This is a genomic window from Halobacteriovorax sp. DPLXC-1 (genome assembly GCF_036903125.1).
Lineage (GTDB): Bacteria > Bdellovibrionota > Bacteriovoracia > Bacteriovoracales > Bacteriovoracaceae > Halobacteriovorax_A > Halobacteriovorax_A vibrionivorans.
Genome location: NZ_JAYMCO010000001.1, coordinates 1344795 through 1367783 on the forward strand (window position 1 = coordinate 1344795; position 22989 = coordinate 1367783).

Annotated in this window: 21 protein-coding genes; 8 read left to right on the forward strand and 13 right to left on the reverse strand. The window is 36.7% G+C overall.

Translation table 11 applies throughout. The features are described from left to right. Positions 1 to 28 precede the first annotated feature (28 nt). A complete protein-coding gene (locus tag VCM44_RS06475) occupies positions 29 to 427 on the forward strand; it encodes a hypothetical protein (RefSeq protein WP_115363440.1) in 399 nt (132 codons plus the stop codon). After that, positions 405 to 1553 (forward strand): metallophosphoesterase, encoded by a 1149-nt coding sequence (locus tag VCM44_RS06480; RefSeq protein WP_334678342.1) that lies wholly within the window; start codon positions 405 to 407, stop codon positions 1551 to 1553. Before VCM44_RS06475 ends, VCM44_RS06480 begins: the two co-directional genes overlap by 23 nt. Here VCM44_RS06480 and VCM44_RS06485 read toward each other — a convergent pair. Next, complete coding sequence (locus tag VCM44_RS06485; RefSeq protein WP_334678343.1) at positions 1550 to 2560, reverse strand: HD domain-containing phosphohydrolase; 1011 nt, start codon at positions 2558 to 2560, stop codon at positions 1550 to 1552. The two genes, VCM44_RS06480 and VCM44_RS06485, sit on opposite strands and share 4 nt — an antisense overlap. After that, positions 2557 to 5250, reverse strand: a complete 2694-nt coding sequence (locus VCM44_RS06490) for a hypothetical protein (RefSeq protein ID WP_334678344.1) — start codon at positions 5248 to 5250, stop codon at positions 2557 to 2559. The genes VCM44_RS06485 and VCM44_RS06490 overlap by 4 nt, the downstream gene beginning before the upstream one ends. 227 nt (positions 5251 to 5477) lie before the next feature. Between VCM44_RS06490 and VCM44_RS06495 the strand changes: the two genes are divergently transcribed. Further along, positions 5478 to 6311, forward strand: a complete 834-nt coding sequence (locus tag VCM44_RS06495) for a flagellin N-terminal helical domain-containing protein (protein ID WP_115363432.1) — start codon at positions 5478 to 5480, stop codon at positions 6309 to 6311. Positions 6312 to 6371: 60 nt separating this feature from the next. On the opposite strand, the gene VCM44_RS06500 is transcribed toward VCM44_RS06495, so the two are convergent. Both VCM44_RS06500 and VCM44_RS06505 read right to left on the reverse strand, forming a co-directional pair. Then, positions 6372 to 6716, reverse strand: coding sequence for a hypothetical protein (locus tag VCM44_RS06500; RefSeq protein WP_115363430.1), 345 nt, complete (start codon positions 6714 to 6716; stop codon positions 6372 to 6374). Between the two features lie 94 nt (positions 6717 to 6810). Beyond that, positions 6811 to 7218, reverse strand: coding sequence for a DUF523 domain-containing protein (locus tag VCM44_RS06505; RefSeq protein ID WP_115363429.1), 408 nt, complete (start codon positions 7216 to 7218; stop codon positions 6811 to 6813). A gap of 134 nt (positions 7219 to 7352) precedes the next feature. On the opposite strand from VCM44_RS06505, the gene VCM44_RS06510 reads away from it, so the two are divergent. Further along, positions 7353 to 8540, forward strand: a complete 1188-nt coding sequence (locus VCM44_RS06510; protein ID WP_334678345.1) for a hypothetical protein — start codon at positions 7353 to 7355, stop codon at positions 8538 to 8540. A gap of 40 nt (positions 8541 to 8580) precedes the next feature. Here VCM44_RS06510 and VCM44_RS06515 read toward each other — a convergent pair whose 3' ends face one another. From VCM44_RS06515 to VCM44_RS06550, 8 genes are read right to left on the reverse strand one after another with little or no spacing between them, the layout of a single operon-like run. Then, complete coding sequence (locus tag VCM44_RS06515) at positions 8581 to 10071, reverse strand: aldehyde dehydrogenase family protein (RefSeq protein ID WP_334678346.1); 1491 nt, start codon at positions 10069 to 10071, stop codon at positions 8581 to 8583. A gap of 9 nt (positions 10072 to 10080) precedes the next feature. Next, entirely contained in the window at positions 10081 to 11292 is a 1212-nt protein-coding gene (locus VCM44_RS06520; protein ID WP_115363423.1) for a thiolase family protein, read from the reverse strand. Next, positions 11289 to 11951, reverse strand: a complete 663-nt coding sequence (locus tag VCM44_RS06525; RefSeq protein WP_115363421.1) for a 3-hydroxyacyl-CoA dehydrogenase family protein — start codon at positions 11949 to 11951, stop codon at positions 11289 to 11291. Before VCM44_RS06525 ends, VCM44_RS06520 begins: the two co-directional genes overlap by 4 nt. Further along, the gene (locus VCM44_RS06530; RefSeq protein ID WP_334678347.1) at positions 11944 to 12807 is read right to left on the reverse strand and encodes a 3-hydroxyacyl-CoA dehydrogenase NAD-binding domain-containing protein; all 864 of its coding nucleotides are present in this window, start codon (positions 12805 to 12807) and stop codon (positions 11944 to 11946) included. The genes VCM44_RS06525 and VCM44_RS06530 overlap by 8 nt, the downstream gene beginning before the upstream one ends. Positions 12808 to 12813: 6 nt before the next feature. Then, complete coding sequence (locus VCM44_RS06535) at positions 12814 to 13626, reverse strand: Phenylacetic acid catabolic protein (RefSeq protein ID WP_115363416.1); 813 nt, start codon at positions 13624 to 13626, stop codon at positions 12814 to 12816. A 28-nt stretch (positions 13627 to 13654) separates the two neighbouring features. Then, positions 13655 to 14443 carry an enoyl-CoA hydratase/isomerase family protein gene (locus VCM44_RS06540; protein ID WP_115363414.1) on the reverse strand — a complete coding sequence of 263 codons (789 nt, stop codon included), beginning with the start codon at positions 14441 to 14443 and terminating at the stop codon, positions 13655 to 13657. A 2-nt stretch (positions 14444 to 14445) separates the two neighbouring features. Then, positions 14446 to 15225, reverse strand: coding sequence for an enoyl-CoA hydratase-related protein (locus tag VCM44_RS06545; protein WP_120405044.1), 780 nt, complete (start codon positions 15223 to 15225; stop codon positions 14446 to 14448). A 14-nt stretch (positions 15226 to 15239) separates the two neighbouring features. Beyond that, positions 15240 to 15551 carry an EthD family reductase gene (locus tag VCM44_RS06550; RefSeq protein ID WP_115363410.1) on the reverse strand — a complete coding sequence of 104 codons (312 nt, stop codon included), beginning with the start codon at positions 15549 to 15551 and terminating at the stop codon, positions 15240 to 15242. Positions 15552 to 15836: 285 nt separating this feature from the next. On the opposite strand from VCM44_RS06550, the gene VCM44_RS06555 reads away from it, so the two are divergent. Then, positions 15837 to 16202, forward strand: coding sequence for a hypothetical protein (locus VCM44_RS06555; protein ID WP_120405043.1), 366 nt, complete (start codon positions 15837 to 15839; stop codon positions 16200 to 16202). 7 nt (positions 16203 to 16209) lie between these two features. Here the strand turns inward: VCM44_RS06555 and hppD are convergent, their stop codons facing one another. After that, on the reverse strand, positions 16210 to 17283 hold the full coding sequence (gene hppD, locus VCM44_RS06560) for a 4-hydroxyphenylpyruvate dioxygenase (RefSeq protein WP_158536916.1): 1074 nt from the start codon (positions 17281 to 17283) through the stop codon (positions 16210 to 16212). 102 nt (positions 17284 to 17385) lie between these two features. On the opposite strand from hppD, the gene VCM44_RS06565 reads away from it, so the two are divergent. From VCM44_RS06565 to VCM44_RS06575, 3 genes are all read left to right on the forward strand, one after another. Then, the gene (locus VCM44_RS06565; protein ID WP_334678348.1) at positions 17386 to 17901 is read left to right on the forward strand and encodes an energy transducer TonB; all 516 of its coding nucleotides are present in this window, start codon (positions 17386 to 17388) and stop codon (positions 17899 to 17901) included. A gap of 83 nt (positions 17902 to 17984) precedes the next feature. Further along, entirely contained in the window at positions 17985 to 21413 is a 3429-nt protein-coding gene (locus tag VCM44_RS06570) for a thiamine pyrophosphate-dependent enzyme (RefSeq protein WP_334678349.1), read from the forward strand. Further along, positions 21410 to 22747 (forward strand): NUDIX domain-containing protein, encoded by a 1338-nt coding sequence (locus tag VCM44_RS06575; protein ID WP_334678350.1) that lies wholly within the window; start codon positions 21410 to 21412, stop codon positions 22745 to 22747. The genes VCM44_RS06570 and VCM44_RS06575 overlap by 4 nt, the downstream gene beginning before the upstream one ends. Positions 22748 to 22989: the final 242 nt, after the last annotated feature.

A 22989-nucleotide genomic window follows, 5' to 3' on the forward strand; every position in this document is an offset into this window, starting at 1 on the left:
CAAATTATTAAATAGTTACAATATATGTATGACAAAAACTAAATTTCTTAAGTTTTTTACTCTAGCTTTTGCATGTCTGATCTCATGGCATATGAACTCATATGCGCAACAGAGAATGGAAAAGTCTGAGGCTTTTTTAGTAACAGCTATGCCCAGTTATTATAAAGTTATCTCTCCGGTAAAAAAGAGGGGCTCTCGTGTTGCAGTTGTTATTAAAAATCGTACCCTTTCAACAATAAGAGGGAAGTTTGTCGATGACAATGATAAGAATCTAAAATTTGTCACGATTAAGCCAGACGCTGAAATGAGTATTGAGTTTGATTTTAATACAAAGAATAAATTCTACTTTGTTCCACTAGACCCGTCTTTTCAAAGAGTCGTGTTAAATATAGGAAAGTCCGCATATGAGATTCCTTCGCAAGAGTAACTCAAAGAAGACCATAATCATAATCTCTGATGTCCATCTTGGCGCAGGAGAGTATGTAAATGGTATTAGAAATTATCTCGAAGACTTTCACTATGATGAAGAGTTAGTTGATTTTCTCGAATACTTCAGCAGTGATGAGTATGCCAGTAAAGATGTCGAGTTGATTATTAACGGAGACTTTTTTGACCTTTTAGCAGTTCCTTATGTGCAAGTATTTGATGATGAGTTCTGGTCTGAGGAATCATCGAAGAAGAAATTACAGCTAATTCTAGATGCACATAAAGAGGTGATGCAGGCCCTTAACGACTTCTTAAAAGTAAAGAATAAAAAGGTTACATTTATTATTGGTAATCATGATGCGGAGTTAGTTTTTGATTCTTTAAAAGAGATGGTTCTCAATTGTTTTGATAAAGAAGTACGAGATCGCTTTATCATAAGAGAGCTAAATGATGAATATCGTCCTACTGATCGTGTTGTACTAAGACATGGCCACGAGTACGAAATTGCTCATACTTTTGAAGAGGAAAGTTGCATTATAGAGGATAAGGACGGAAAGAAATACTTTAATCCGCCTTGGGGCTCTTACTATGTAACACGAGTGATAAATAAGTTTAAAGAAGAACGAGATCATGTAAATGCAGTTCGCCCAATTAATAAGTTTCTTATTAATGGACTTATTTATGATACTTTCTTCACTCTGCGATTCATGTTGGCCAATACCATTTACTTTATAATGGTTCGCTCAATCTATCTTTTTAAAATAAGTAATAACTTTGGTGATTGGTTAAAGCTTTTCATGAAAGAATTACACCTCTTTCAGGATTACGAAGAATTAACTTTTGAATATCTACAAGATGCAAAAGATACGGATGTATTGATTGTTGGCCATACACATGAGCCAATTTGTCGCACTTATACTAATGGTAAAACTTTCATAAATACTGGAACCTGGACTAGAATGTACAATCTAGACTTTGGTAAAGGTGGAGGGAATACCCAACTTACTTTTGCAAAAATTGAAGTCTTAGATCCAAAGAATAATAAAGATGAGCACTTGCCAAAAGTTCAAGCAAACTTGCATACGTGGGAAGGGCGAAATACATTGCCGTATGGTAGTTTCAATTAAAGGCTTAGTACGCTAGTGATGTGAGGCTTTATCTTGTCACTGTAGTTTGTATTGAGACCACCAACTCCAGCTTGAGCATCAACCATATATACAACGCTGCTTAGAGGTGATTTTTCTCCGTTAATTAATCCTGTGCTAAACTCTAGAATATGAGAAATAAATTCTAGGATTTCACTTTCAAGGCTAAGTCCAGCTTGAGAAATTTGTCCAGGCATTCCGCTACCATCATGTTTTTCATGATGGTGATCAATAATTGCCTTACACTCTTCTGATAATTGAACACCTGATTTTTCTATAAGCATACGAGATACTTTCACATGCTTATAATATTGTTCTCGTTGATCGCTTGTTACTTCTTCAAAGCTCTCATGGATGATATTTGGAGAGATACTTGTAAGTCCAATATTTGCTAGAAAAGAAGCACAGATTAAATCGGCTTGCTTTTTATAGTCTTCAATTCCAAGTTTCTTTGCAAAGAAGAAGCTCAGTGCCACAATTCGATTTGTAAGATTGTCCTTATCAAGATGGGTCATGGCAAAGTGTCTTGCAAGAGAGATAGTATGAGATAAGTTTACAGGAAATGTTGATATCTCTTTTTGCGCCCTTAAGATAATTGGTAGGAAGTCGTCCTGATCGATTGCTTTTGTTAAGACACTGCGAAGAGGTAGTCTTGATCTTGCTTCTTTTTGATTTGTTTCAACCGCTTTTTCATGCTCTTTTAAGATGTTGATCTTTTCACGAATTTGATTTGCCTCTTGTGGAGTATACTCACTTAATTCTCCAACTGTTGCAAGATAAGTCATTCGTTGTGAAAGCTTGATTGCGATTTTTCCTGTCTTGTTATCTTCAATATACTTTAATAGGTTATAACTATCTTGAGTTAAAGGTGTGTTTGCTTTTAAGTATTCTGTGTAGAGATTCTCTTTCTCTTTATAGACATAGAGAGTAAAAGGGAAAGTGCGAATGTCTTTAAGCGATTTAAGCTTTATATAGAAATAGGCAATCATGTTCGTCCTTTTCCAAATATTCCTTTAAAGAGGCTTCCTACTGAGTTTTTTAAACTTGATGCAGCAGACTTATTAGATGAAGCTATCTTCGTTGTCATACGATCTTCACCACTTTTATAACTTCCTTTTAAGGCCTCAAGACAAATCTCTATCCTTTTAGGGGTATCTTCTGATTTTTCGATCTCTTCTCTTGTGGTGAAAAATACTGTGAAGTAACTATAATTTGTATTCTCAATAATAGGGCAGTGATAGTAAAGTGTTTCAGCTTGGAATGTGTCATCATTCCAACTTGGTTTTCTCTTTATTTTTAATATATTCTTCACTGCTTCAAAATTATCTGGCCCCTGTTCACTACCCATAATACATTCATTTTGCAGGTTATAAACAATGAGGGTTCCATCACAGAATTCATTAATATAATCTGAGGTCATCTGTTTTATCTCATCACCATCAATGAGCATATCTGTGGCACGAATGAGAAAGTCCATATCCTTTGGTTCAGGAATAATTATGGAGTTAAGGGCCTCTTCTAACTCTTTTTGATCTTTTGCTTCTTCAATGGCCGACTCGGAGTCAGCGGCTTGCTGATCTTCTTTTGTATTACTTGAGTATTGATTAACTTTTAGTTGATGATCTTGATTATTTGCATTGTTATTATTTGATGGCCTTTTGCTATAATCATAACCTGGAGCTTGATCCTGTTCTTGAAGTTTTTTTAATGCATTACTTAGGTCGTAATCAATTTCTTCTTCACTCTTTTGGTCATAGCCTTGGTCTTTTTCTTTGTTATTTTGCTCAGGGGCATCTGTTACTTTTATTTCTAATTTTTCTTTCGTTCCACCACTGTATTCTGGCTGTTTATCAAGGTTGCGATAATCGATAGTCTGTTCACCTAGATCACCCTTTTTCTCATATTGAATCGAGCCGCCTTCTGCTTGGTCTTCATCTTGATTATCATCCTCTCCATCATCAGACTTTTTCTTTTGCTTTTCATCTCTTTGAACAGGTTTTCTCTTCCCATGTTGTGCTAATGATTCAAAGAGGTCTTCATCTCTTTGCTTGGCATCTTTATTTTCAGCAAGATCTCTTTCAAGGCCCTTTTCGTTATCAATCATTTCATTGTCAGGACTGCCTTGACTTGGTCTTTTTGATGATGCTCCCTTCTTGTGTGCATCTAAAGAAGCAAATAGGTCTTCTTCATCATCATTTTCTTCATTTATATCGTCTATTTCTGGACCAATATCGCCCTGATAATGACCACCAAGATCATTTTCTTTTCTTTTTACTCCACTCTTTACGGCATCCAATGATGCAAAGAGGTCTTCTTCTTTGTCTTCTTCTTCTTCTTCAATCTCATCCATCGTTGGAGCAGTTTGGCCTTTATAATGTCCGCCCTGATCCTTTTGCTGTGTTTGCTTGCCTTTTGAGACTGAGTCTAGTGCAGCAAAGAGATCTTCTTCATCTTCTTCATCTTCGATATCGTCTAGGCCACTTGAAGTTTGTCCCTTATAATGTCCACCTTGATCTTGATTGCTTGAGGAAGATTTTTTTGAAGCTGAATCAAGAGCTGCAAAGAGATCCTCTTCATCCTCTTCATCTTCTTCATTTATATCATCAATTCCATTCGTGGTATTACCTTTATAATGTCCACTTTGATCTTGATTGCTAGAGGAAGACTTTTTTGTCGCCGAATCAAGAGCTGCAAAGAGATCTTCTTCGTCCTCTTGATCTCTTGAATCTTCCATTGTAGGTGAGACATCTCCACGAAGAGCGCCACCTTTATCCTCTTCTTTATAAGAGCTTTTTCTAACACCTTCTAAGCTTTTAAAAAGATCCTCATCAAATTCATCATCATCTTCTGATGCCTCAGATTCTGATCCTAGCTTGCCTTGAAGGTTACCACCTAGTTGGTCGGCCTTATTTGTTGCATTCTTTTTATCTTGGTCTTGTCCATAAAGATCATCATCAAATTGAATATCATCTTTATTGGAATGCTGCTTTTCATTGTGAATTTCGCCCTCTAGCCTGCCTGCTGTTTTTGAATTAATGGCCTGCTCTGCGCTATATTCTTTTGAGTTCTTATATGGATCTTCTTGTGTCTCTTCCCATTCTGAACCGACATTTCTATCATCATCAAAAACATCTTTACCATCTTTGAGGTGATTGTTTTTGTTAACTTTACCTTTTAGGTGGCCAGCATCACCAAATTTTTGGGCATCGGCCTTATCTTCATATTGATCATCATCGCTAAATGTTTTCTTCTCTTCCTTAGAATGGTACTCCATTTCATCGCCATCATCTTGCTTCTTAAGGGAGCGCAGGATTAAGTTGATTTTATAAAGAAGAGTCTTAGGTGGAACAGGCTCTTGGATATACTCCGTAAGACCAATCTTTCTAAACTTATCAAGGGTCTTTGGTGGAATATTCTTACTATTAATAAGGAGTATCTTTACATTATTCTTAAATATGAACCTTTTTAAAGGTTGAATACATTGAGCACATTTCTTCGGTTGGCAGGCGATCGTGAGGGATTGGCCAATAGTAGGGACGAGTTGATTATATTCCTCTGGATTTTCGACATCATAGATTTCAATACCGTCATTTTCGGCATTTTGCTCGATTGTCTCTTTAAGTGCCTGCACACTCTTAGTTAAAGGATGCAGAAAGATTAGTGGTTTTCCCTCTTCCATGGTCTCTATTATCGGCTATTTATGAATTTTATTTATGAACATATATGTAAAATATTTTAAATTATTTTTAATTTTTTCTAAAGCTTTAGTTTTTACCTCCGAGAAGCTTTGTGTTAGGTCAAATGACTTAATTGAAATTTAATAATTCACAAGAGCAGTATGCTCATTGTTCCAATGGTCGGGACAACCCTGAGTACGGGGAGTATGTAGATCACGGAGGTATCACAATGGGTATGCGTATTAACACAAATGTATCGTCTCTATCAGCTCAAAGAGCGTTAGGTCAATCGAATTCAACTCAACAAAAATCTTTAGAAAAGCTTTCATCTGGTACAAGAATTGTACGTTCAGCAGACGATGCTGCAGGTTTAGCAATTTCTGAGAAATTAAAGAGTCAGGTTAGATCTAGTAAGCAAGCTGAGAGAAACGCAAATGACGGTATTTCAATGATTCAGATTGCAGAAGGTGGTCTGAATGAAGTATCAAACATCTTAGTAAGACTAAGAGAACTATCTGTTCAATCAGCGTCGGACACAGTAGGTGACACTGAGAGACAATTTACTGATCTTGAGTATCAAAACCTTAAGCAAGAGATCCAAAGAATTTCTGAAGTTACTGAATTTAACGGAAAGAAACTTCTAACTGGAAACGGTGATAAGTATGATATCCAAATCGGTATTAATAATGATGATTTCCAAGATAGAATTCAGTTCGATACAAACGTACTAAGTTCTGGTCTTGAAGCTCTAGGTGTAGCTGATTTAGAAGTTGGTTCAAAAGAAGGTGCTCAAGCAGCTTTAGCAAATCTTGACTCTGCAATTGAAAATATCGCAGGACAAAGAGCAGAGCTAGGTGCTAAGCAGAACAGACTTAACTCTACAATCAACAACCTACAAATTAGTACTGAGAACTTAAGTGCAGCAAATTCACGTATCAGAGATACTGACTATGCAGCAGAAACAGCTAAGAAAGCAAAGAGTGACATCCTTGTTAACGCTGGTACTTCAGTTCTTGCTCAGTCTAATTCTCAAGGTGCTGCAGCTCTAAAACTAATTGGTTAATTAAACCAACCACAATAAATACTGCAAAAGGATAGCCCCGCGAATGCGGGGCATATTTATTTAATGAGCAAAATTTACTTGAGTAGGGTTATTAATCAAAATCTCTGGCCCGTATGCATCTAGGGCCTTTAAAACTTCATCAAATTGTTCTCGAATTATATCAATTGTTTCATTACAGAATTCATCATTTAGTTGATTTTGAAGTAGGGCCATATAATGGGCCGCTTTTTCACTTCCAAGAGTAATGGAGTCATTGATTACATGATTAATCTTCATATTAATGATTTCTTTAAAATCTGACCATTGTTCAGGGTAGTCTTTTAAGTGAATTAGTTGGTCAGTGATATGCTTCATTCTTCCTTGTAGATTCTTTGCTAATAATAGCTTCATTTCAAGATCATTCATTTCTACTCCTTAGAAATTATTTTTCGAGCGCTATATTTATACCGAATTAAAGCAGTTGAAGTTAGATTTTTTGAGTAGGTGTGAAAAGATGAAATTAGTTACAGGACTTAACTTGAACGCCATTTTCTTTTAAGAGCTTTGTGAATTCACCGTCACCATCTGTTAATTGACCCTTAAATGATCCGTCATAAATTTTTCCAAGGCCACACATTGGAGATTTCGACTTTAATAAGGCCTGCGTGCATGAGTTTTCAAGTGCGATCTCTAGTGCCATTTGTGCTCCCTTCTCATAATTTAAGGTGACATCTTTGCCATCAATTGTGATGAGTTTACCGTCTACATTCTCAGCAGGTGGCCTAGGCGTAGGTAGTCCTCCTAGCTCTTCTGGACATACCGCAATGGCCTTGCCCTGAGCAACGAGTTCTGTAACATCTTGAATTTCCTTGTGCTCTCCATCGTAACGACATTTCTTGCCGGCTAAGCACGCACTAACAATAATCATATTTAACAAGAATAAGTTAATTTCGTCGAAAATGCCACGTTGAGTCGAGGATTCTTGAATAATTTACAATACTATATTTGATAAGAACTATTATGCTATTACGTAGTGTTAAATAAAGTTTTTGGAGAGAGACTTTGCTTAAGAACGCAACACTTGTATTGGCCTTTGTTTTTCTAGTGATCTCATGTGGAGCTCCTGAAGGCGAGAGTCAATCAAAACCAAATATTCAAAAACAAGAATCGAGGCTAGAGGCTTCGACGAAAGTTAATTTCACTTGCTTTGAAGATGGCCAGTGTTCGGACTCGTTCGTACTCTCTATTAATAGCGCATCTGACTTTCCTCTATATTGTACAGGGTATCTAGCAAATAAGAACCATATGATTGTACCTAGTCACTGTCTTGCAAAGGCAAGTTGTGAGCAGATTGCTGCAAAGACTATCTCTGGTGAGATCCTTAAGTGTAAGAGCATTGAAGATCACAATACGAAAATTGATAAGAAGAAAACATTTAACGGTGAATTCTCAGTTGTAGAGCTAACTCCTTCTTTAGAAGGTGAGCTGACACCAGTATCAGATAGTAAGATGAGAGACTTTCATTATTATCAGCTTTGGTATGTTAGAAAGAATCTTGGTAACTCAGGTTATCAGCTTCGACGTATGAGATACAATTGTCGTAAGACTACTGATAATGTCATTTTCCCTGGAAATAATTATGATTCTTCAGTTGTAGCAATGAAGAATTGTAACTTAAAGAATGAGGCCATGGGGGCAGCAGTTGTGGATACTCGCTCAGGTGAAGTTCTAGGGCTGGTTCACGATGCTATTTCAGAAGATAAGACTTATCGTCGATTTATGCATGGTAGGCGTGGAACATCTTTGACCTTGGCAACTCCTATTAATTGTATTCTTAAGGAGTTCAATATGGAGACAAAGTCATATGATGACTCCCTAAAATATTGCAACCGTCCTGTTTACCGTCCTGGTACTGAAAACTTCTCAAAACAATTAAAATCTCTTTTCACTTTTTCTTCAACACGTTCAATTAAAAATGTATTTACTAGACTTACAAGTGATGAACTTACAGGTGAAGTGAAGCGAGAGTTCTTTGCAATGGAATATGAAGTATTACCTTATCGATATCCAAGAGTTAAGGTATGTCGTTTTAACCCATACTTAGATCGTAATTATGAAGTATATGGTGGTGATTATACTTTGGGTTGTTATGATGAAAAACTAAATGTTGTCTATAAAGAAACCCAAATGGAGAATTCATTTTCTATTTACGATGACTTTGGAAACCTTGCTATTAAAGTACAATATTAATAAAAAAGAGCGCTTTAAGCGCTCTTTTTTATTTTAGATTTTAAAATATAGCATCAAGCCACATTTTTCCTTCACGAGTATTGCAATCAGATTCCCAAAGGTGTTTCACTTCAAGGTAGGCTTTGATTCCTTCTTCACCCATTTCACGTCCAATCCCTGATTGCTTGTAGCCACCAAATGGCATTCCTGGATTGAGTAAGTGATACTCATTAATCCACACGGTACCAGCTTCAATCTCTTTTGCTATCTTAAGTGCACGATCTTCATTCTTAGACCATACTGCTCCAGCAAGTCCGTAGATTGAGTTATTTGCCATGTTGATTGCATCATCTTCAGTTTTAAACTTTGTAATTCCAACAACTGGCCCAAAGATCTCTTCATGCCAGATTGTATTGTCTGGAGTGATCTCAAATGCCGTTGGTTTAATGTAGAAACCTTTATCAAGACCATTCTCTAGTTCTTGCTCTCCACCATAGATAAGCTTAGCACCTTCTTCTTTTGTTTTATTGATATAATTCATAACATTATCAAATTGCTTTTTACTTACAACTGGCCCAAGCCCCGTTGTTTTTTCTTGTGTTGGCCCTAGTGGAACCTGAGCAATTCTTTCTTTAAACTTTTTCATAAATTCATCATAGATCCCTTCTTGAACAAGAAGGCGAGTACCAGAAGTACATGCTTGACCTGAGTGATAGAGAAATGCGTAAAGTGCCGCATCCACTGCAATATCAAGATCAGCATCATCAAGGATGATATTTGGAGACTTCCCACCAAGCTCTAGTGTAGCATTTTTTACTTCATTAGCAGCTTGCTTTAGGATCTCTCTTCCAATCTCAGTTGAACCAGTAAAGGCAACTTTTGAGATATCTTTGTGATTTACTAAGAATGCGCCTTCTTTTGCTCCACCAGTCACGATATTAACAACACCTTTAGGAACACCTGCATCGATTAAAACCTCTGCAAGCATCATTGCTGTCATTGGCGTTTCAACAGCTGACTTTAAAACTGTTGTACAACCTGTCGCTAGAATCGGTCCGATTTTCCATGCGGCCATTTGTAGTGGAAGATTCCATGGGATAATTTGAGCACAAACACCAATTGGCTCAAAACGGCGAGTGTTCTTAGAGAATCCGGCACGAGTTGCTTTCTCATCAACTTCTTCAAATTTAAATCCTGCAGTAACCTTACTCATGATCTTAAAGAAGCTTGCACTATTATGGATATCTGCAGCGGCCTTTCTAAAAGTTGAACCACTATCTTTAATTTCTGCAGCGATGAAATCACGCTTTCTTTCTTTGATAAGTTCTGAAACCTTAAGAAGGATCTCTGAACGTTTTACCTGATCCATATCGCGCCATTCTTTGCTGTAGAATGCTGTTTTTGCTGATTGTACAGCTTCTTCTAAGTCCTGAGTGGAAGGGATATGTACCTTTGATACAAGCTCCCCATTTGATGGGTCTATTGAGTCCACCATTTCACCACTTGAAGAAGGTCTAATTTCACCATTGATATATAATTTTACTTCATCCATACTTTTCTCCTATTTACAGTTTTCTACGCTTAGTGAGACTCCTTGACCGACACCAACACACATTGAAGCCAAGCCTTGTTTAAGACTCGCATTATCTTTCATGATATGAGTTAGTGTTGTCACAATTCTTGCCCCAGAACATCCAAGAGGATGGCCTAGTGAGATTGCTCCACCACGTAAGTTTATTTTTGATTCATCAAGGCCAAGCTCTCTAATACAACCAAGTGATTGAGATGCGAATGCCTCATTTAATTCCACAACATCAAAGTCTGAAACTTTCTTGCCAAACTTATCCATTAGCCTCTTTGTCGCTTCAACTGGGCCTAGTCCCATAATATTTGGGTGAATTCCTCGAACACCGGCCCCTGTTAATTTAACAAGTGGTGTAAGATTATGTCTTCTTAAGAAGTCTTCACTTACTAGTGCAACACAAGCAGCGCCATCATTCATCATTGAAGAGTTTCCGGCCGTTACACTTCCATCTTTTTTAAAGACAGCACGAAGGCCAGAGAGAGCTTCCATCGTTGTTGATGGCCTTGGTCCCTCATCTTTAGATACTGTTAATGTTTCTTTTCTAAGCGCAATTTCAACTGGTAGAACTTCATCATTAAAGTCTCCATTCTCCCATGCCTTACAAGCTTTTTGATGTGAAGCAAGAGCGAAGGCATCTTGATCTTCTCGAGAGATTCCAAGTTTTGCTACAACTTCTTCTGCTGTTTGACCCATTCCAAGAAGTGGAAACATCTCTTCCATTTTCTTATTTGGAAAACGCCAACCAAAAGTCGTATCAAACATTTTTGAGTCTCTACCAAATGGTGTTGATCCTTTTGAAATAACTAAAGGTGCACGAGTCATACTCTCAGCTCCACCAATTAGGAGGCAATCGGCCATTCCAAGATTAATTCGTGACCAACCGTCAATAATTGCATCTAGTGAAGATGCACATAGGCGGTTTAATGTTACACCTGGTACTTCGTATGGAAGTCCTGCCAGAAGTGCTGACATTCGTGCTACATTTCGATTATCTTCACCTGCCTGATTTGCACAGCCGACTATGACATCATCAATTTCTTTCATATCAAAGTCGAAATTTTGTGAAAAATCTTTGAAAAGATTGGCCAGCATATCATCAACTCTTAAGTGAGATAAGCTTCCTCCAAGTTTTCCAATAGGGGTACGTTTTGCATAAACGATATATGCATCTTTATATTGTATTGTCATAAATTCATCCTAAGTAAGCGGGAAGGTCGATATCTAGCATCACCAGTAACTTCCCTTAGTTCTTCAAGAAGCATGATTACTTTTTCTACTCCAATCTTTTCACACCATTCAAAAGGTCCATGAGGATAATTAACTCCATAGCACATGGCCTTATCGATATCTGCTTGAGTTGCTAGATTTTCTTCTTTTGCAAAGAAGGCCTCATTGATTATCTGTGAAATAACACGTGGGTAGGTAAATCCAATTCCTACGTGATTGACGATTTCAAGATCATATCCCAAGTCTTTGAAGACTTTAAAAGTTGTCTCTTCATACTCATTATCTTTTTGATAAAGTTCAAAGCATTTTTTGGGAGAATAGAATGCTGAAGCAACAGCTCCAACAACATTCTCATATTGTGTTATGAGGTATTCACCCCAATTTATTGTTAAGTCTGAAATAATTGGGCCATCATAAACATTATCTAAATGTTCGTAGAGGTCCATCTTAGAATTTCGATCAAAACAAGTTAGATCAATGATTAAAGATGTTTCATCAAAGTCAACGCCATCAAGTGTATTGATATTGAATGGATCAACAGTGATAGAAGGGTAGTCACATCCGTGAACACTTTTAAGAAGAGGGTGATTGTCACTTATTAATATAGTTACCTTATTCATAACGATAAAATCCTTCTTTTACTTTGCGTCCAATACGTCCACTATCAACCATTTCTCTTTGAATCTTATGTGGTCTAAAACGAGGTTCATAGTAATATGATGCCCAAACAGATTGGGTAACATCATAGTTTACATCAATTCCTATTAGATCCATTAATTCAAATGGTCCCATTCTAAAGCCACCCACATTCTTCATTACGCGATCAATCTCTTCTACTTGATCCTTGTCGTAATTCTCTAGACGGTGAAATGATTCACCGTAAAAGTTTCGGGCCACACGATTAACAATAAAACCAGGTGAGTCTTTGCAAAGGGCTGGTTTCTTTCCGTATCTTTCAAACCAATCATAAAGTCCGTGAGCAATATCTTTCTTACTCCAAGGAGTTTCAATTATTTCTACTAGCTTCATAATCGTAGCTGGATTGAAGAAGTGTAGTCCTAAGAAGTTTTCTCTTCTTGTCTTTGATAAGTCCTTGGCCATCTTAGTTATTGGAATTGAAGAAGTATTAGAAGCAAAGATAGTGCTTTCTTTCATGACCTCATCAAGTCGGTTAAAGACTTGGCATTTGATATTTAAGTTTTCAACGATGGCCTCAATTACAAGATCGTGATCTATTTGGTGTTCCATCATATCTACGATTCTAAGGTTCTTTTTAAAGGCCTTAATCTCATCCGCATCAAATTTTTCTTTGGAATGTAGTTTATCCCATGAGCTATGAATTAGATCGCCGCTTGCTTGGGCCATTTCTAAATGTTGGTCGACCAGTTCAACTCTTACACCGTGTTGACAGAACCATTGAGCGATTCCTCGCCCCATGGTTCCTGCACCAATAACTAAAACACTATTGATATTCATATAAGCTTATTGCCTTTGAGGCTGTTCTTCTTCCTTATACTCAGGAAGAACTAGACCAGCTTCTTTACATAATTTTTCTACTTCATCGACAAAAACGTCGCGAACAACAGCATTTGTTCTCTTTTTAAGCCCTAGCTTAACGTAGAGATCATTTGAGCGTCCCTTAGTTGAACCAAATACATTCATAACTCTTGGCCACCATACGTTTAATCTTTCTTGAAGGAATTCTTTGTTATCACCTTCAGCTAGAATCTTGATCCACTTGTCACCGTGTGCAAGATGCATGATCTCTTCTTTATAGATTCCTTCAATTCCTTTTTTCCACGGTAGGTAGCTTGAATCAAGAGTATCTTCTAGTTGGTGACCTGCCGCTCTATCCATTAAGAAGTTAAATAGAATAAAGTCTTCCCAGTAATTAATACCGTAGTAGAAGATATTAACTCGGTAATCTTTTTTCATTCTTTGAAAACCTATCTGAGCTAGATCTTCTTCCATTTTAAAACCTAGTTCTGATTCTTGAATGTGAGTATCAACATCTTCACCTAGACCTTTAAGTAGACGGTAGCAAACTGAAGCGTGTCTCATTTCATCTTTTACAATTTGAGCAACAACAACCTTTTCTTGCATTGTTGGAGCTTTTTCAATCCATGGTGCATAACCAAGAGCACCTGAATATTCAGAATCATGTTGCATCCAAAGTAGATTTCTTAATGCTTTCTTATATAGGGGAGGAAGTTCATCACCCTTATCAAATTTCTTTCCATTTTTAATGTCTTCAAAAAGTTGAAGTTCTTCTTGAGTGTATTCTCTTGCTGCCATATGGCCTCCTTATTATTAATTCGTCTTTTTATTTACCTAAAAACTTTGCTTGTCTCTTTTCAAAGAAGGCATTTAATCCTTCTTTATAATCTTCACTATTTCCTAGAAATCTTTGATAAGAAGTTTCTCGATCCATTGATTCTTGAAATGTTGAGTCTGTGGCCACTTTAATATTCTCTTTAATCGCTTTTAGCGATAAAGGGGCCATGGCATTAATTTGATCGGCCCACTTCTTAGCATCTTCAAATGCTTCTTCACTAACCTTATTGATTAGACCAGCTCTCTCCATTTCTTCTGAAAGTAGTGGTTGATTGAAGAGGAAGAATTCCATGGCCTTCTTTTGGCCTAAAGCTCTTGTAAATGTGAACGTTGATCCTGCATCTGGACAAAGACCTAGTTTTGAAAATCCAGAGACAAATTTGATACCTGGTTTTGCAATAACAAGATCACAAGCTAAGGCCACAGATACACCCGCACCAGCAACAACACCTTCAATTGCTGCAATAACGAGTTTTTTAGAGTTAGAAATTGCATTTACAAGTGGATTCCATTCTGTTTCTAAGGTAACACCTAAATCAACAGGCTTTTCTCCTGCTTGAACAGTTCGATCATTTAAGTCTTGTCCTGTACAGAAGCCTTTTCCTTTCGATGCTAGAATGAGACATCCAACCTCATCGTCTCTATTTAGAGTTCTTATGGCCTGAATGATTTCTAACTTTGCTTCCTTAGAGAGAGCGCCATAAACTTCTTCACGATCAATAGTGATAATTCCAGTAAATGACTTCTTTTCTACTATAATGTTTTTATATTCACTCATGATTAATTACCTTTATATTCTGGGTCGCGTTTTTCTAAGAATGCTCGCATACCTTCTTTTTGATCACTACTTGAAAAAGTAAGATAGAAGTTACGTCGTTCAAAGTCGACACCGTCACTTAGGCTCATTTCAAAGGCCTTGTTAACAGACTCTTTTATAAGCTTAATTGCAACAGGGGCCTTGTTTGCGATATTCTTTGCTGTCTCATATGTTTCTTGCATTAGTGTCGTACTAGGTACAACTTTGGCAACGAGTCCCCAGTCAAGTGCTTGCTTGGCCTCAATCATCTCTCCAGTCATTGCAAGCATCATGGCCTTTGATTTTCCAATGGCGCGAGTAAGGCGTTGAGTTCCACCAGCTCCTGGAGTTGTCCCAATCTTAATTTCTGGTTGGCCAAATTTTGCGCTGTCACCGGCAATGATAAAGTCACAATGCATGGCCAATTCACATCCACCACCAAGAGCGTAACCATTTACGGCCGCAATAATTGGCTTTGTAATTTGAGCGAGTTGTTGCCATGAGCGGAAGCGATTATCATTGATTTGATCAATTGGTGTTGCTTCAACCATTTGTGCAATGTCTGCTCCAGCAGCAAAAGCTCGATCGTTACCTGTTAGAATAATGACTCTGACTTCAGGGTTGTCATCCAGTTCAAAAAGCTTGTCTACTAACTCTCGCATTAAGTCTGTAGAGAGCGCATTTAGAACTTTTGGGCGATTAAGTTTCACAAGGGCAATATGCTTGTGATCGTTATATGGAAATTCACATAAAATATTACTCATTGAGTTTTCCTTAATTAAAGTGAGATCACTTCTTCTTTAGCAAAGTGAACAGAAACAATTTCCTTTGCGAAATTGAATAAGTCTTTTCCACAGGCCATATTCTCTTCTGAGCTCATTCCTGTTTTAAAGTCATCTTTATTTTCAAATACCAATTCTGCAATAACATGAAGGTCACTTGCTCCACGTGGTGTACCTGTAATGCGATTGAGACGGATTTCTTTGAGGCTTGGAACTTTCTTAACTAGGGGAGTATGAACTTCTGAGTAGTGCTTTTCCCAAGCATCAATATCATTTGGTATTTTATAAATAGCGATTAACTTATACATAAGCGTCCTTTCTTCATGAGTGTCAAAATTTTAGTTAATTAAAGCAATATTGTAGGAATAGAAGACCCTTTTTGAATAGGCTTGTTGAGTCATTTCTTGACGTGTTTTCAATGATTTAGACAGTAGAATAATTAGATATTAGGATAAACTAATATCAGCTATGAGATTTTTATAACGCATGGTGAAATTTGTTCAAAATAACCCCTTGCGTTGTTGATTTCGTTTATATTCTTCACAGTTAATAAATTATGAAACAAATGATTATGCCTTAGGGCGGAGTAAAATATGAAAAACTTAATGAGAGCAATATTCGCAATTTTTCTTGTTAAAGCAGCACTAGCAACTTGTGTTGCACCTAGAGATCTACAAGTTTATGTAGTTGAGTCATTCCTTCCATTTCACAACACTCACGTTGTTGTTAGTATGGATCGTGAAGATTTAATTATCTCAAAAGATGTTGTTTGTACTAATTTTGAATTTGATTGTGCAGACAAGTCTGATTACGAAGTTTTAGAAAGCTTTGTTCAGGAACTAATCCAGATTCGTAAGGTTGCTTATGAGTCTTGGCAAGATATAACAGTAGACAAGAAATGCTTTGTTCCTACATCAGTAAGAAAGCAAAGCATTTCAGATTGTCTTAAAAGAATTTAATTATTTCTTAGTCCAGGTATCCTCTTGCGATTTGATCCCTTTCAATAGCATCAAAGAGGGCCTGGAAGTTTCCTTCACCAAATCCATTGTGATTCTTTCTTTGAATAAATTCAAAAAATAGTGGGCCAACGTAAGTTTGAGTAAAGTTTTGGATGAGGTAGCCTTCCTCATCACCATCTACAAGTAGTTGACGATCTTCAAGCTCACTTAGATCTTCAGTTACAGTGAAGTTTCTTTTTGGAATATCTTCATAGTATGTATGAGGAATATCTAGGAACTTAATATCTCTTTGTCTTAAATCTTTTACAGTTGAAAGAATATCACCACAAGTTAGAGCAATGTGCTGAACGCCTGCTCCTTTATGTAGATCGAGGAACTCTTGAATTTGGTCTTTTCCACCAGCTTCTTTTGGCTCGTTAATTGGTATAATCACTTCACCTTTAGGTAGCTGGACAACTTCTGAGTTAAGCCCTGTTTTTGATCCTTTGATGTCAAAATAACGAGTTACCTTAAATCCATAAACACGGTCATAGAATTCAACCCATTTCTTCATTTCACCCTTTGGAACATTATTTGTTAGGTGATCAATTCTGGCCACTCTTGAAGCAAGAGGCTGGGCCTTTGGGTCTTCTTCTAGTTTTTTGAAGTCTGGACGAAAGTAAGCTTTTGGTCTTTCTATAAATTCATTGGCGACATCTCCGAAGCCTTTGATTCTGGCACTCTTATAAACACCGTGTTCACTTTCTGTTGTGATTACTTCTTGTAGGGATTCAGCACCACGCTCAAGTGCTGTCTTGTATGCATATTCACAATCTTCAACTAAGAAAGAAATTGTTGAAACACCTTCACCATGAGCATTTAAATACTCTCTTGCGTGTCCAGATTCGTTTGCTGTTAAAAGGAAGCGAACTTGGCCTTGAGAGAACAGCTCCTTCTTTTCTTCTTGGTTTTCATATGTTTTAGAAAAACCAAAAGTATAGAATAGGTCCTTAGTCTTAGTTTCTAGTGAGTCACATGTGAACTCGAGGTGATCAATTGCTAAAACCCCTAATGGATTTTCTGGAGAGATTTTTGAACTCATAAAACTTTCCTTGCTGTATAATTTAATATTGTTGATTCTCTTAATATGGAGCAGATAGTAACGATTTTTCCCATATGGTGCAAGATGCATTATGATAGGCCTATGAAACATCGATTTTGGTTCTTCTTTTTTGCAATAAGTCTTTTGGTGCATGCTGTTATTTTCTTCACAAATCTACGTGAAGGTAGAAAGCAAATGCAGCGAGAGCGTATGGGGATTGATATTCAGATTAAGGCCCACTCAATAAAAAAAGAAGAGTTTAAGGAACCTGTAGAAAAAGATAAACAAAATCAAAAGAAAATTGTCGAAGAAAAGTTATATAAGAAATCTCAAAAGAGACAACAAGAAGTGGTTACAGCTAAGAATTTTGATAATCAAATTCTACAATTTGTTGCTCCTTTGTACCCTCGAAGTGCAAGACGTATTGGCGCAAGTGGCATTGTAGAGGTCCTGATAAAGGTTAATCCAAGTGGGAAGGTCGAGTCAGTTGAGCTTGTTAAAGGTGCCAGTTATAACGCATTTAATACTGCTGTTTTAAAAGTGGCATCTAACTGGAAGTTTAAGCCTCAGAAGCTTACCACGACATTTAAGAAGAAGATTGTGTTTACAATCGATTAAAAATTATAAAAAGTGACGCGCTGGTACGTCAAAAAACACGATTAAATCACTATACTCATTTCTCAATTAAATTTAGAGGACATATGGCAGAATATCGAATTCTTAACGGGAATGAATTAATCATTCAAGGTGCACTTGAAGCAGGCTTTAACCTATATACTGGTTATCCAGGATCACCTTTAGCAGATTACTTTAATATCTTATATAAGAAGAAAAATGAGATGCATGAAAAAGGCATTCGTGTAGTTATTGCAAACTCTGAAGCAAATGCAGCGGCCATGGCAAGTGGTGTAAAGCAAGCAGGTCGAGACTGTTTAGTTGCAATGAAGTCTATGGGGCTACATGTGGCAAGTGATGCTCTTAGTGTTGGTAACTTTGCTAATCCTGCTAAACCAGAAATAATAGATGGCCGTGAAATTTATCCGGCAACTGTCATTTGTGTTGGTGATGACCCATGGTCAATGTCAACTTCAACAGCTGCTGATTCAAGATATTTATTCAAGCATCTACATATGTCATTTCTTGAACCTTCAAATCCAACAGAGTTGAAGGATTGGATCGCCAAAGCAAAAGAGATCTCATCAAAAACGAGTCTCTATCAAGGACTTCTATTAAGCACTTTCTTAGCTGAAGGTGGAGGACGAGTTGAGTGTTTTGAGGAAGCAAAGATTGATGGTGAGTTAATTGACGTTGATCCTTCAACATTTGATCTACAAAAAAACGTTATGGTTCCACCAAACTCTCTATTTGCAGATATTTCTATGATCAAAGAACGCTTTCCAAAAGTGAAAGAAGTTCTAAAAGAAATGAAACTTGATGCAAGGTTTGGAAATGAGAATTCAAAAATTGGATTTATCTCAAGCGGTGTTATTTTTGAAACCTTAAAGCAGTGCTTAGAAGAAGGGGATTATCTAGAACACTTCTCTTTATATAAAGTCGCTTCTTCTTTTCCTCTTGTGGATGATTTATTAATTCCTTATTTAAAGGGATTAAAAAAACTTGTTGTGGTGGAAGAAAAACGAGGATTCTTAGAAGGTGAAGTACGATCGCTTTGTCAAAAACACGGTATTGAAATTGAGATCGTAGGTAAGGAGTTTGGCGAAAATGAGGGCTTTCCTGCTTATGGAGGTTTAAGTTTTGAAATCATCAGTGAGAAACTAGAGGCCCTTAAGGACTTTCTTGAAATTGGGCAATGTAAAAGCCTAGCATTTGAAGAACGTAACTTTGGTGAAATCTTACCGAAGAGACTTCCTACTTTTTGTCCAGGATGTCCTCATAGAGAAACTCTCTCATTATTAAAAGACTTACGTCGTTGGCTAAAGGCTCAAGATATTGATCTCATTACTCACGGTGATGTTGGTTGTTATTCTTTATCATTTCTACCGCCGTTTGGAGAAATGCATAATCTTTCGGCCATGGGACAAGGTGGTGCCCTCGGTGCTGGTATGGACTTATTTACTAAGAATCCATCAGTGGTCCTTATGGGAGATTCGACTTTCTTCCATTCTGGGATAACAGATATTTCAAATTCAGTACAAGCTGATCACGATATAACTTATATACTTCTTGATAATGACAATACAGCAATGACAGGGCACCAGATGACCCCTGCATCACAAATTAATGTAGAAGGTAGCAAGAGACCTAAGCAGGATATGCTTAATATTGTACAAAATTTAGGAGTAAAGACTGCTAAAGAAGTTCATCCAAGTGATCGTTATTTTTACAAGAATCTCATGCGAGATTTTGTGACACAAAAAGGTGTTAAGGTCATTATTTCTAATAAAGAGTGTTCTCTTACATATCAGGCCAAGGTTAGGGCCAGTGAAAGAAATACGATGAAAAATAGTGGAGTATTAAAAGAGAAGACTTTCTACCAAATTAATACTTCTGCATGTGAAGATTGTCGTGTTTGTATTGAAGAAACAGGATGTCCTGGACTGACACAAGTATTTGATGCCTATGGAACAAAGATGGGAATTGACCCTACAATTTGTGTAGCAGATAGCTATTGTACTAAGTTTAAGGTCTGTCCAAGTTTTGAGAAAGTAACAGTTAAAAACTTTCATCCTACAAAGTATCGTCCAAGTGACTTTTCACATTTAGATTTTGATTTAAAAGATGTTGAGACAAAGAAAACTTTTGACGATATTGCTCAAGGTGATACTTGGCGTATGGTCGTCACAGGAGTCGGTGGATCAGGAATTACAACGATATCTAAAATTATTGCAAACGCAAGTATTAAGATGGCAGGCCGTGAGGATCTGGACTTCAAGTTCATGGATCAAAAGGGTCTTGCTCAAAGAAATGGTAATGTGACGGGTCATATGTCGATTTGTCATAAAACTAAGTCAATGGGGGCCGTAACTCCTCGAGGAGCTTCTGATGTACTTTTAAGTCCAGACCTACTTGATGGAATTGGACAATTAGGCTTCCTTCATAGTGAAAACGGTGTTGCTGTTTTTGATGACTCTTATCAAGTTCCACTCTCTATTATGTTAGATAAAGGACTATCTGAAGAAAGTCTTACAAAACAAAAACTTATTGAGAAAGTTAAGTCTCGTAATGATGAGAGAATCATTATGGTTCCGCTTAAAAAGTGGTGTAATCTATTCTTTGGAAAAGCTGTCTATGCATCGAGTATGATTTTAGGCTACGCTTATCAATTGGGACTTGTTCCATTCAGTGATCAAGACTTATTAGACGCTCTTGGAAACTCAATTAAGAAAAGTGAAGTCGATAATAATATTGCAGCTTTTAGACTTGGACAAGAAATGGCATCTCTAGGTGTCGAAGAGTTTGAAAGAAAGCATAATGATTTAAAAGTTAAAGAAGAGACAACTCTAAACTTAGCTATTGAGTCTTTAAAAGATTCTCTTCTTCCATGGCATAATACAAATTATTTTATTTCTAAGTTTAAAGAAAACTTAGATAAAGCGATTGTTGATATTCCTTGGATGAAAAAAAGACATCTAATACAAATTCTACATGATCAATTTATTTATAATAGAGGAAAGGATACAACTGAATTTATATCAGGAGCTCGTGCCATCAGTACTATTGTAAGTGAAGAGAACCGTGTCTTAGCAACTCAAGTTCTAGCAAAGACATATTTTGTAAAAGATGAAGTTATGGTAGCTCACTTAATGCTTTCTCCTTTCTTAAAACAAATAGAAGACAAGACTTATGGTGCACTTGGTACAGGTATTGTAAAACAACGAATTAATCGTCCTTCATTTGATATTTTAAATAAGAAAATTGAATTTGATATCTCACCAAAAAATTGGCAATTAAAATTAATGCGACACTTTAGGGTTCTTAGAACTCTTCTTCCATCATGGCATCATAAGGAAAGAGCAATAGCTAAAACAACACGTGACTTCTTATTTAATGGCCTACAAAAGGTCGATAATGAGTATCATGCTTTAAAGTTACTTGATAATATTAAAGGTTATCGAGATGTACGTTATGTAAAAGCGCAAAATGCATTTAATGAATTGGGAATAAATTGAAACAGTCAGTATCAGCTATATTTATATGCGGTGAAAAAGTTCTCTTTATGAAGAGACAAAATTATCTAAGGGCCTTTCCTGGGTATACCTCTTTTCCTGGTGGTAAAGTTGATAAAGAAGATATTTCAGAAGGCGGGGATAATTATCTTGAGTACGCTCTAAAAAGGGAAATCAAAGAAGAGTTAAATATTGACCTAGATGATCTTCAAGCATCTGGGCATATTATTGATATCGCAAAATATTCACTGGCCGTAACACCTGACTTTAACCCACATCGCTTTGAAAATTATTATTTTAAGATCTTTATAAAAGATGAAGCCCATCTTGAGGATATTAAATTTGAATTCGATCAAGGTGAGATTGCATATACGAAATGGTTTAATTGCCACGAAGCTTTTGAATCATACAAACAAGGGCAAATGCTTGTTGTCCCTCCAATGATTACAATTTTAGAAGACTTAGATCGAGATATAGCAAGCCTTGATTTTTTAGATGCAAATCTAAAATATGATTCAAAAAAATGTGTACCTATGATTGAGCCTCTCTTTGGTTTACGTCAATATATGCCGCTTTCTAATACATTTCCTCCTGCAAATCGCACAAATTGTTTTGTTCTTGGTGATGACGGGCACAAGAAAATTATCATCGATCCTTCTCCTAAAAATAGTGATGAATATGAAAAACTTCTTAACTCTATTGGTGAACATGACATTTCAGAAGTCTTTCTAACTCATCATCATCCTGATCATCATGAATACAGCAGAAGACTGGCAAAAGAGCTCGGTATTTCATTTTCAATGTCTAAAGGAACTTATGATCATCTATTAGAAGACTTCGATAAAGATTACTTCAACGAGTTTGATGTTAAGTTTTATCAAGATGGTGATATCGTTGTTAAGTCTTGTGGGGTGGATGTGAAGTTGATTACAACTGGCGGTCATGCTTTTGGGCAAAGTTCTCTATACCGAGTCGATGGTGCTTGGATGATCGTTTCAGATCTTATCCAAACTGTTGGTACCGTAACAATTGGTGGCAAGGGCTCTTGTATGAGAGAGTACTTTCAATCCTTACAAAATGTTATCGATATAGATCCTCAAGTTATTATGCCTTCTCATGGTATTTGTCTTGGTGGAACTCTTAAGATAAAGAAGACACTTGAGCATCGTTTAGAAAGAGAAGAGCAAGTAAGGAAGTGTGTTAGTGAAGGCAAGGAAATCGAAGAGATTTTTAACGAAATCTACCCTGATTTACCAGAGCGTCTTAAGTCATATGCCATGGCAACAATTACTTCTCATCTGGAAAAGCTAAGGGACTTTGGCCCTGGAATTTGCTAATTGTGTCTATTTATTGGCAGAAAATAATGTCCAAATATTGATGACTATTTCTTAGACTCATTATCGAAACTCAATAATTTTAGCGTGTTATTGGGTATAAAAAAATTATCTTTAAGATAATGGCCTGAATTCATTTATTCCACCTCAATTTCAAGTGAAAATAATAGTAGGGAGAAACTTACTGTAGTGATCAGTTACTCAAGAAATCTTAATAAATAACCGATAAATTAAGAAGAGTTATA

Bases quoted from the DNA above. Each gene is read 5' to 3' on its own strand.
- VCM44_RS06570 (WP_334678349.1), top strand. From the start codon at position 17,985: ATGGCAGAATATCGAATTCTTAACGGGAATGAATTAATCATTCAAGGT.
- VCM44_RS06555 (WP_120405043.1), top strand. From the start codon at position 15,837: ATGAAAAACTTAATGAGAGCAATATTCGCAATTTTTCTTGTTAAAGCA.
- VCM44_RS06540 (WP_115363414.1), bottom strand. From the start codon at position 14,443: ATGAGTGAATATAAAAACATTATAGTAGAAAAGAAGTCATTTACTGGA.
- VCM44_RS06520 (WP_115363423.1), bottom strand. From the start codon at position 11,292: ATGACAATACAATATAAAGATGCATATATCGTTTATGCAAAACGTACC.
- VCM44_RS06530 (WP_334678347.1), bottom strand. From the start codon at position 12,807: ATGAATATCAATAGTGTTTTAGTTATTGGTGCAGGAACCATGGGGCGA.
- VCM44_RS06480 (WP_334678342.1), top strand. From the start codon at position 405: ATGAGATTCCTTCGCAAGAGTAACTCAAAGAAGACCATAATCATAATC.
- VCM44_RS06500 (WP_115363430.1), bottom strand. From the start codon at position 6,716: ATGAATGATCTTGAAATGAAGCTATTATTAGCAAAGAATCTACAAGGA.
- VCM44_RS06485 (WP_334678343.1), bottom strand. From the start codon at position 2,560: ATGATTGCCTATTTCTATATAAAGCTTAAATCGCTTAAAGACATTCGC.
- VCM44_RS06495 (WP_115363432.1), top strand. From the start codon at position 5,478: ATGGGTATGCGTATTAACACAAATGTATCGTCTCTATCAGCTCAAAGA.
- VCM44_RS06475 (WP_115363440.1), top strand. From the start codon at position 29: ATGACAAAAACTAAATTTCTTAAGTTTTTTACTCTAGCTTTTGCATGT.
- VCM44_RS06505 (WP_115363429.1), bottom strand. From the start codon at position 7,218: ATGATTATTGTTAGTGCGTGCTTAGCCGGCAAGAAATGTCGTTACGAT.
- VCM44_RS06535 (WP_115363416.1), bottom strand. From the start codon at position 13,626: ATGGCAGCAAGAGAATACACTCAAGAAGAACTTCAACTTTTTGAAGAC.
- VCM44_RS06545 (WP_120405044.1), bottom strand. From the start codon at position 15,225: ATGAGTAATATTTTATGTGAATTTCCATATAACGATCACAAGCATATT.
- VCM44_RS06565 (WP_334678348.1), top strand. From the start codon at position 17,386: ATGAAACATCGATTTTGGTTCTTCTTTTTTGCAATAAGTCTTTTGGTG.
- hppD (WP_158536916.1), bottom strand. From the start codon at position 17,283: ATGAGTTCAAAAATCTCTCCAGAAAATCCATTAGGGGTTTTAGCAATT.
- VCM44_RS06490 (WP_334678344.1), bottom strand. From the start codon at position 5,250: ATGGAAGAGGGAAAACCACTAATCTTTCTGCATCCTTTAACTAAGAGT.
- VCM44_RS06525 (WP_115363421.1), bottom strand. From the start codon at position 11,951: ATGAATAAGGTAACTATATTAATAAGTGACAATCACCCTCTTCTTAAA.
- VCM44_RS06550 (WP_115363410.1), bottom strand. From the start codon at position 15,551: ATGTATAAGTTAATCGCTATTTATAAAATACCAAATGATATTGATGCT.
- VCM44_RS06515 (WP_334678346.1), bottom strand. From the start codon at position 10,071: ATGGATGAAGTAAAATTATATATCAATGGTGAAATTAGACCTTCTTCA.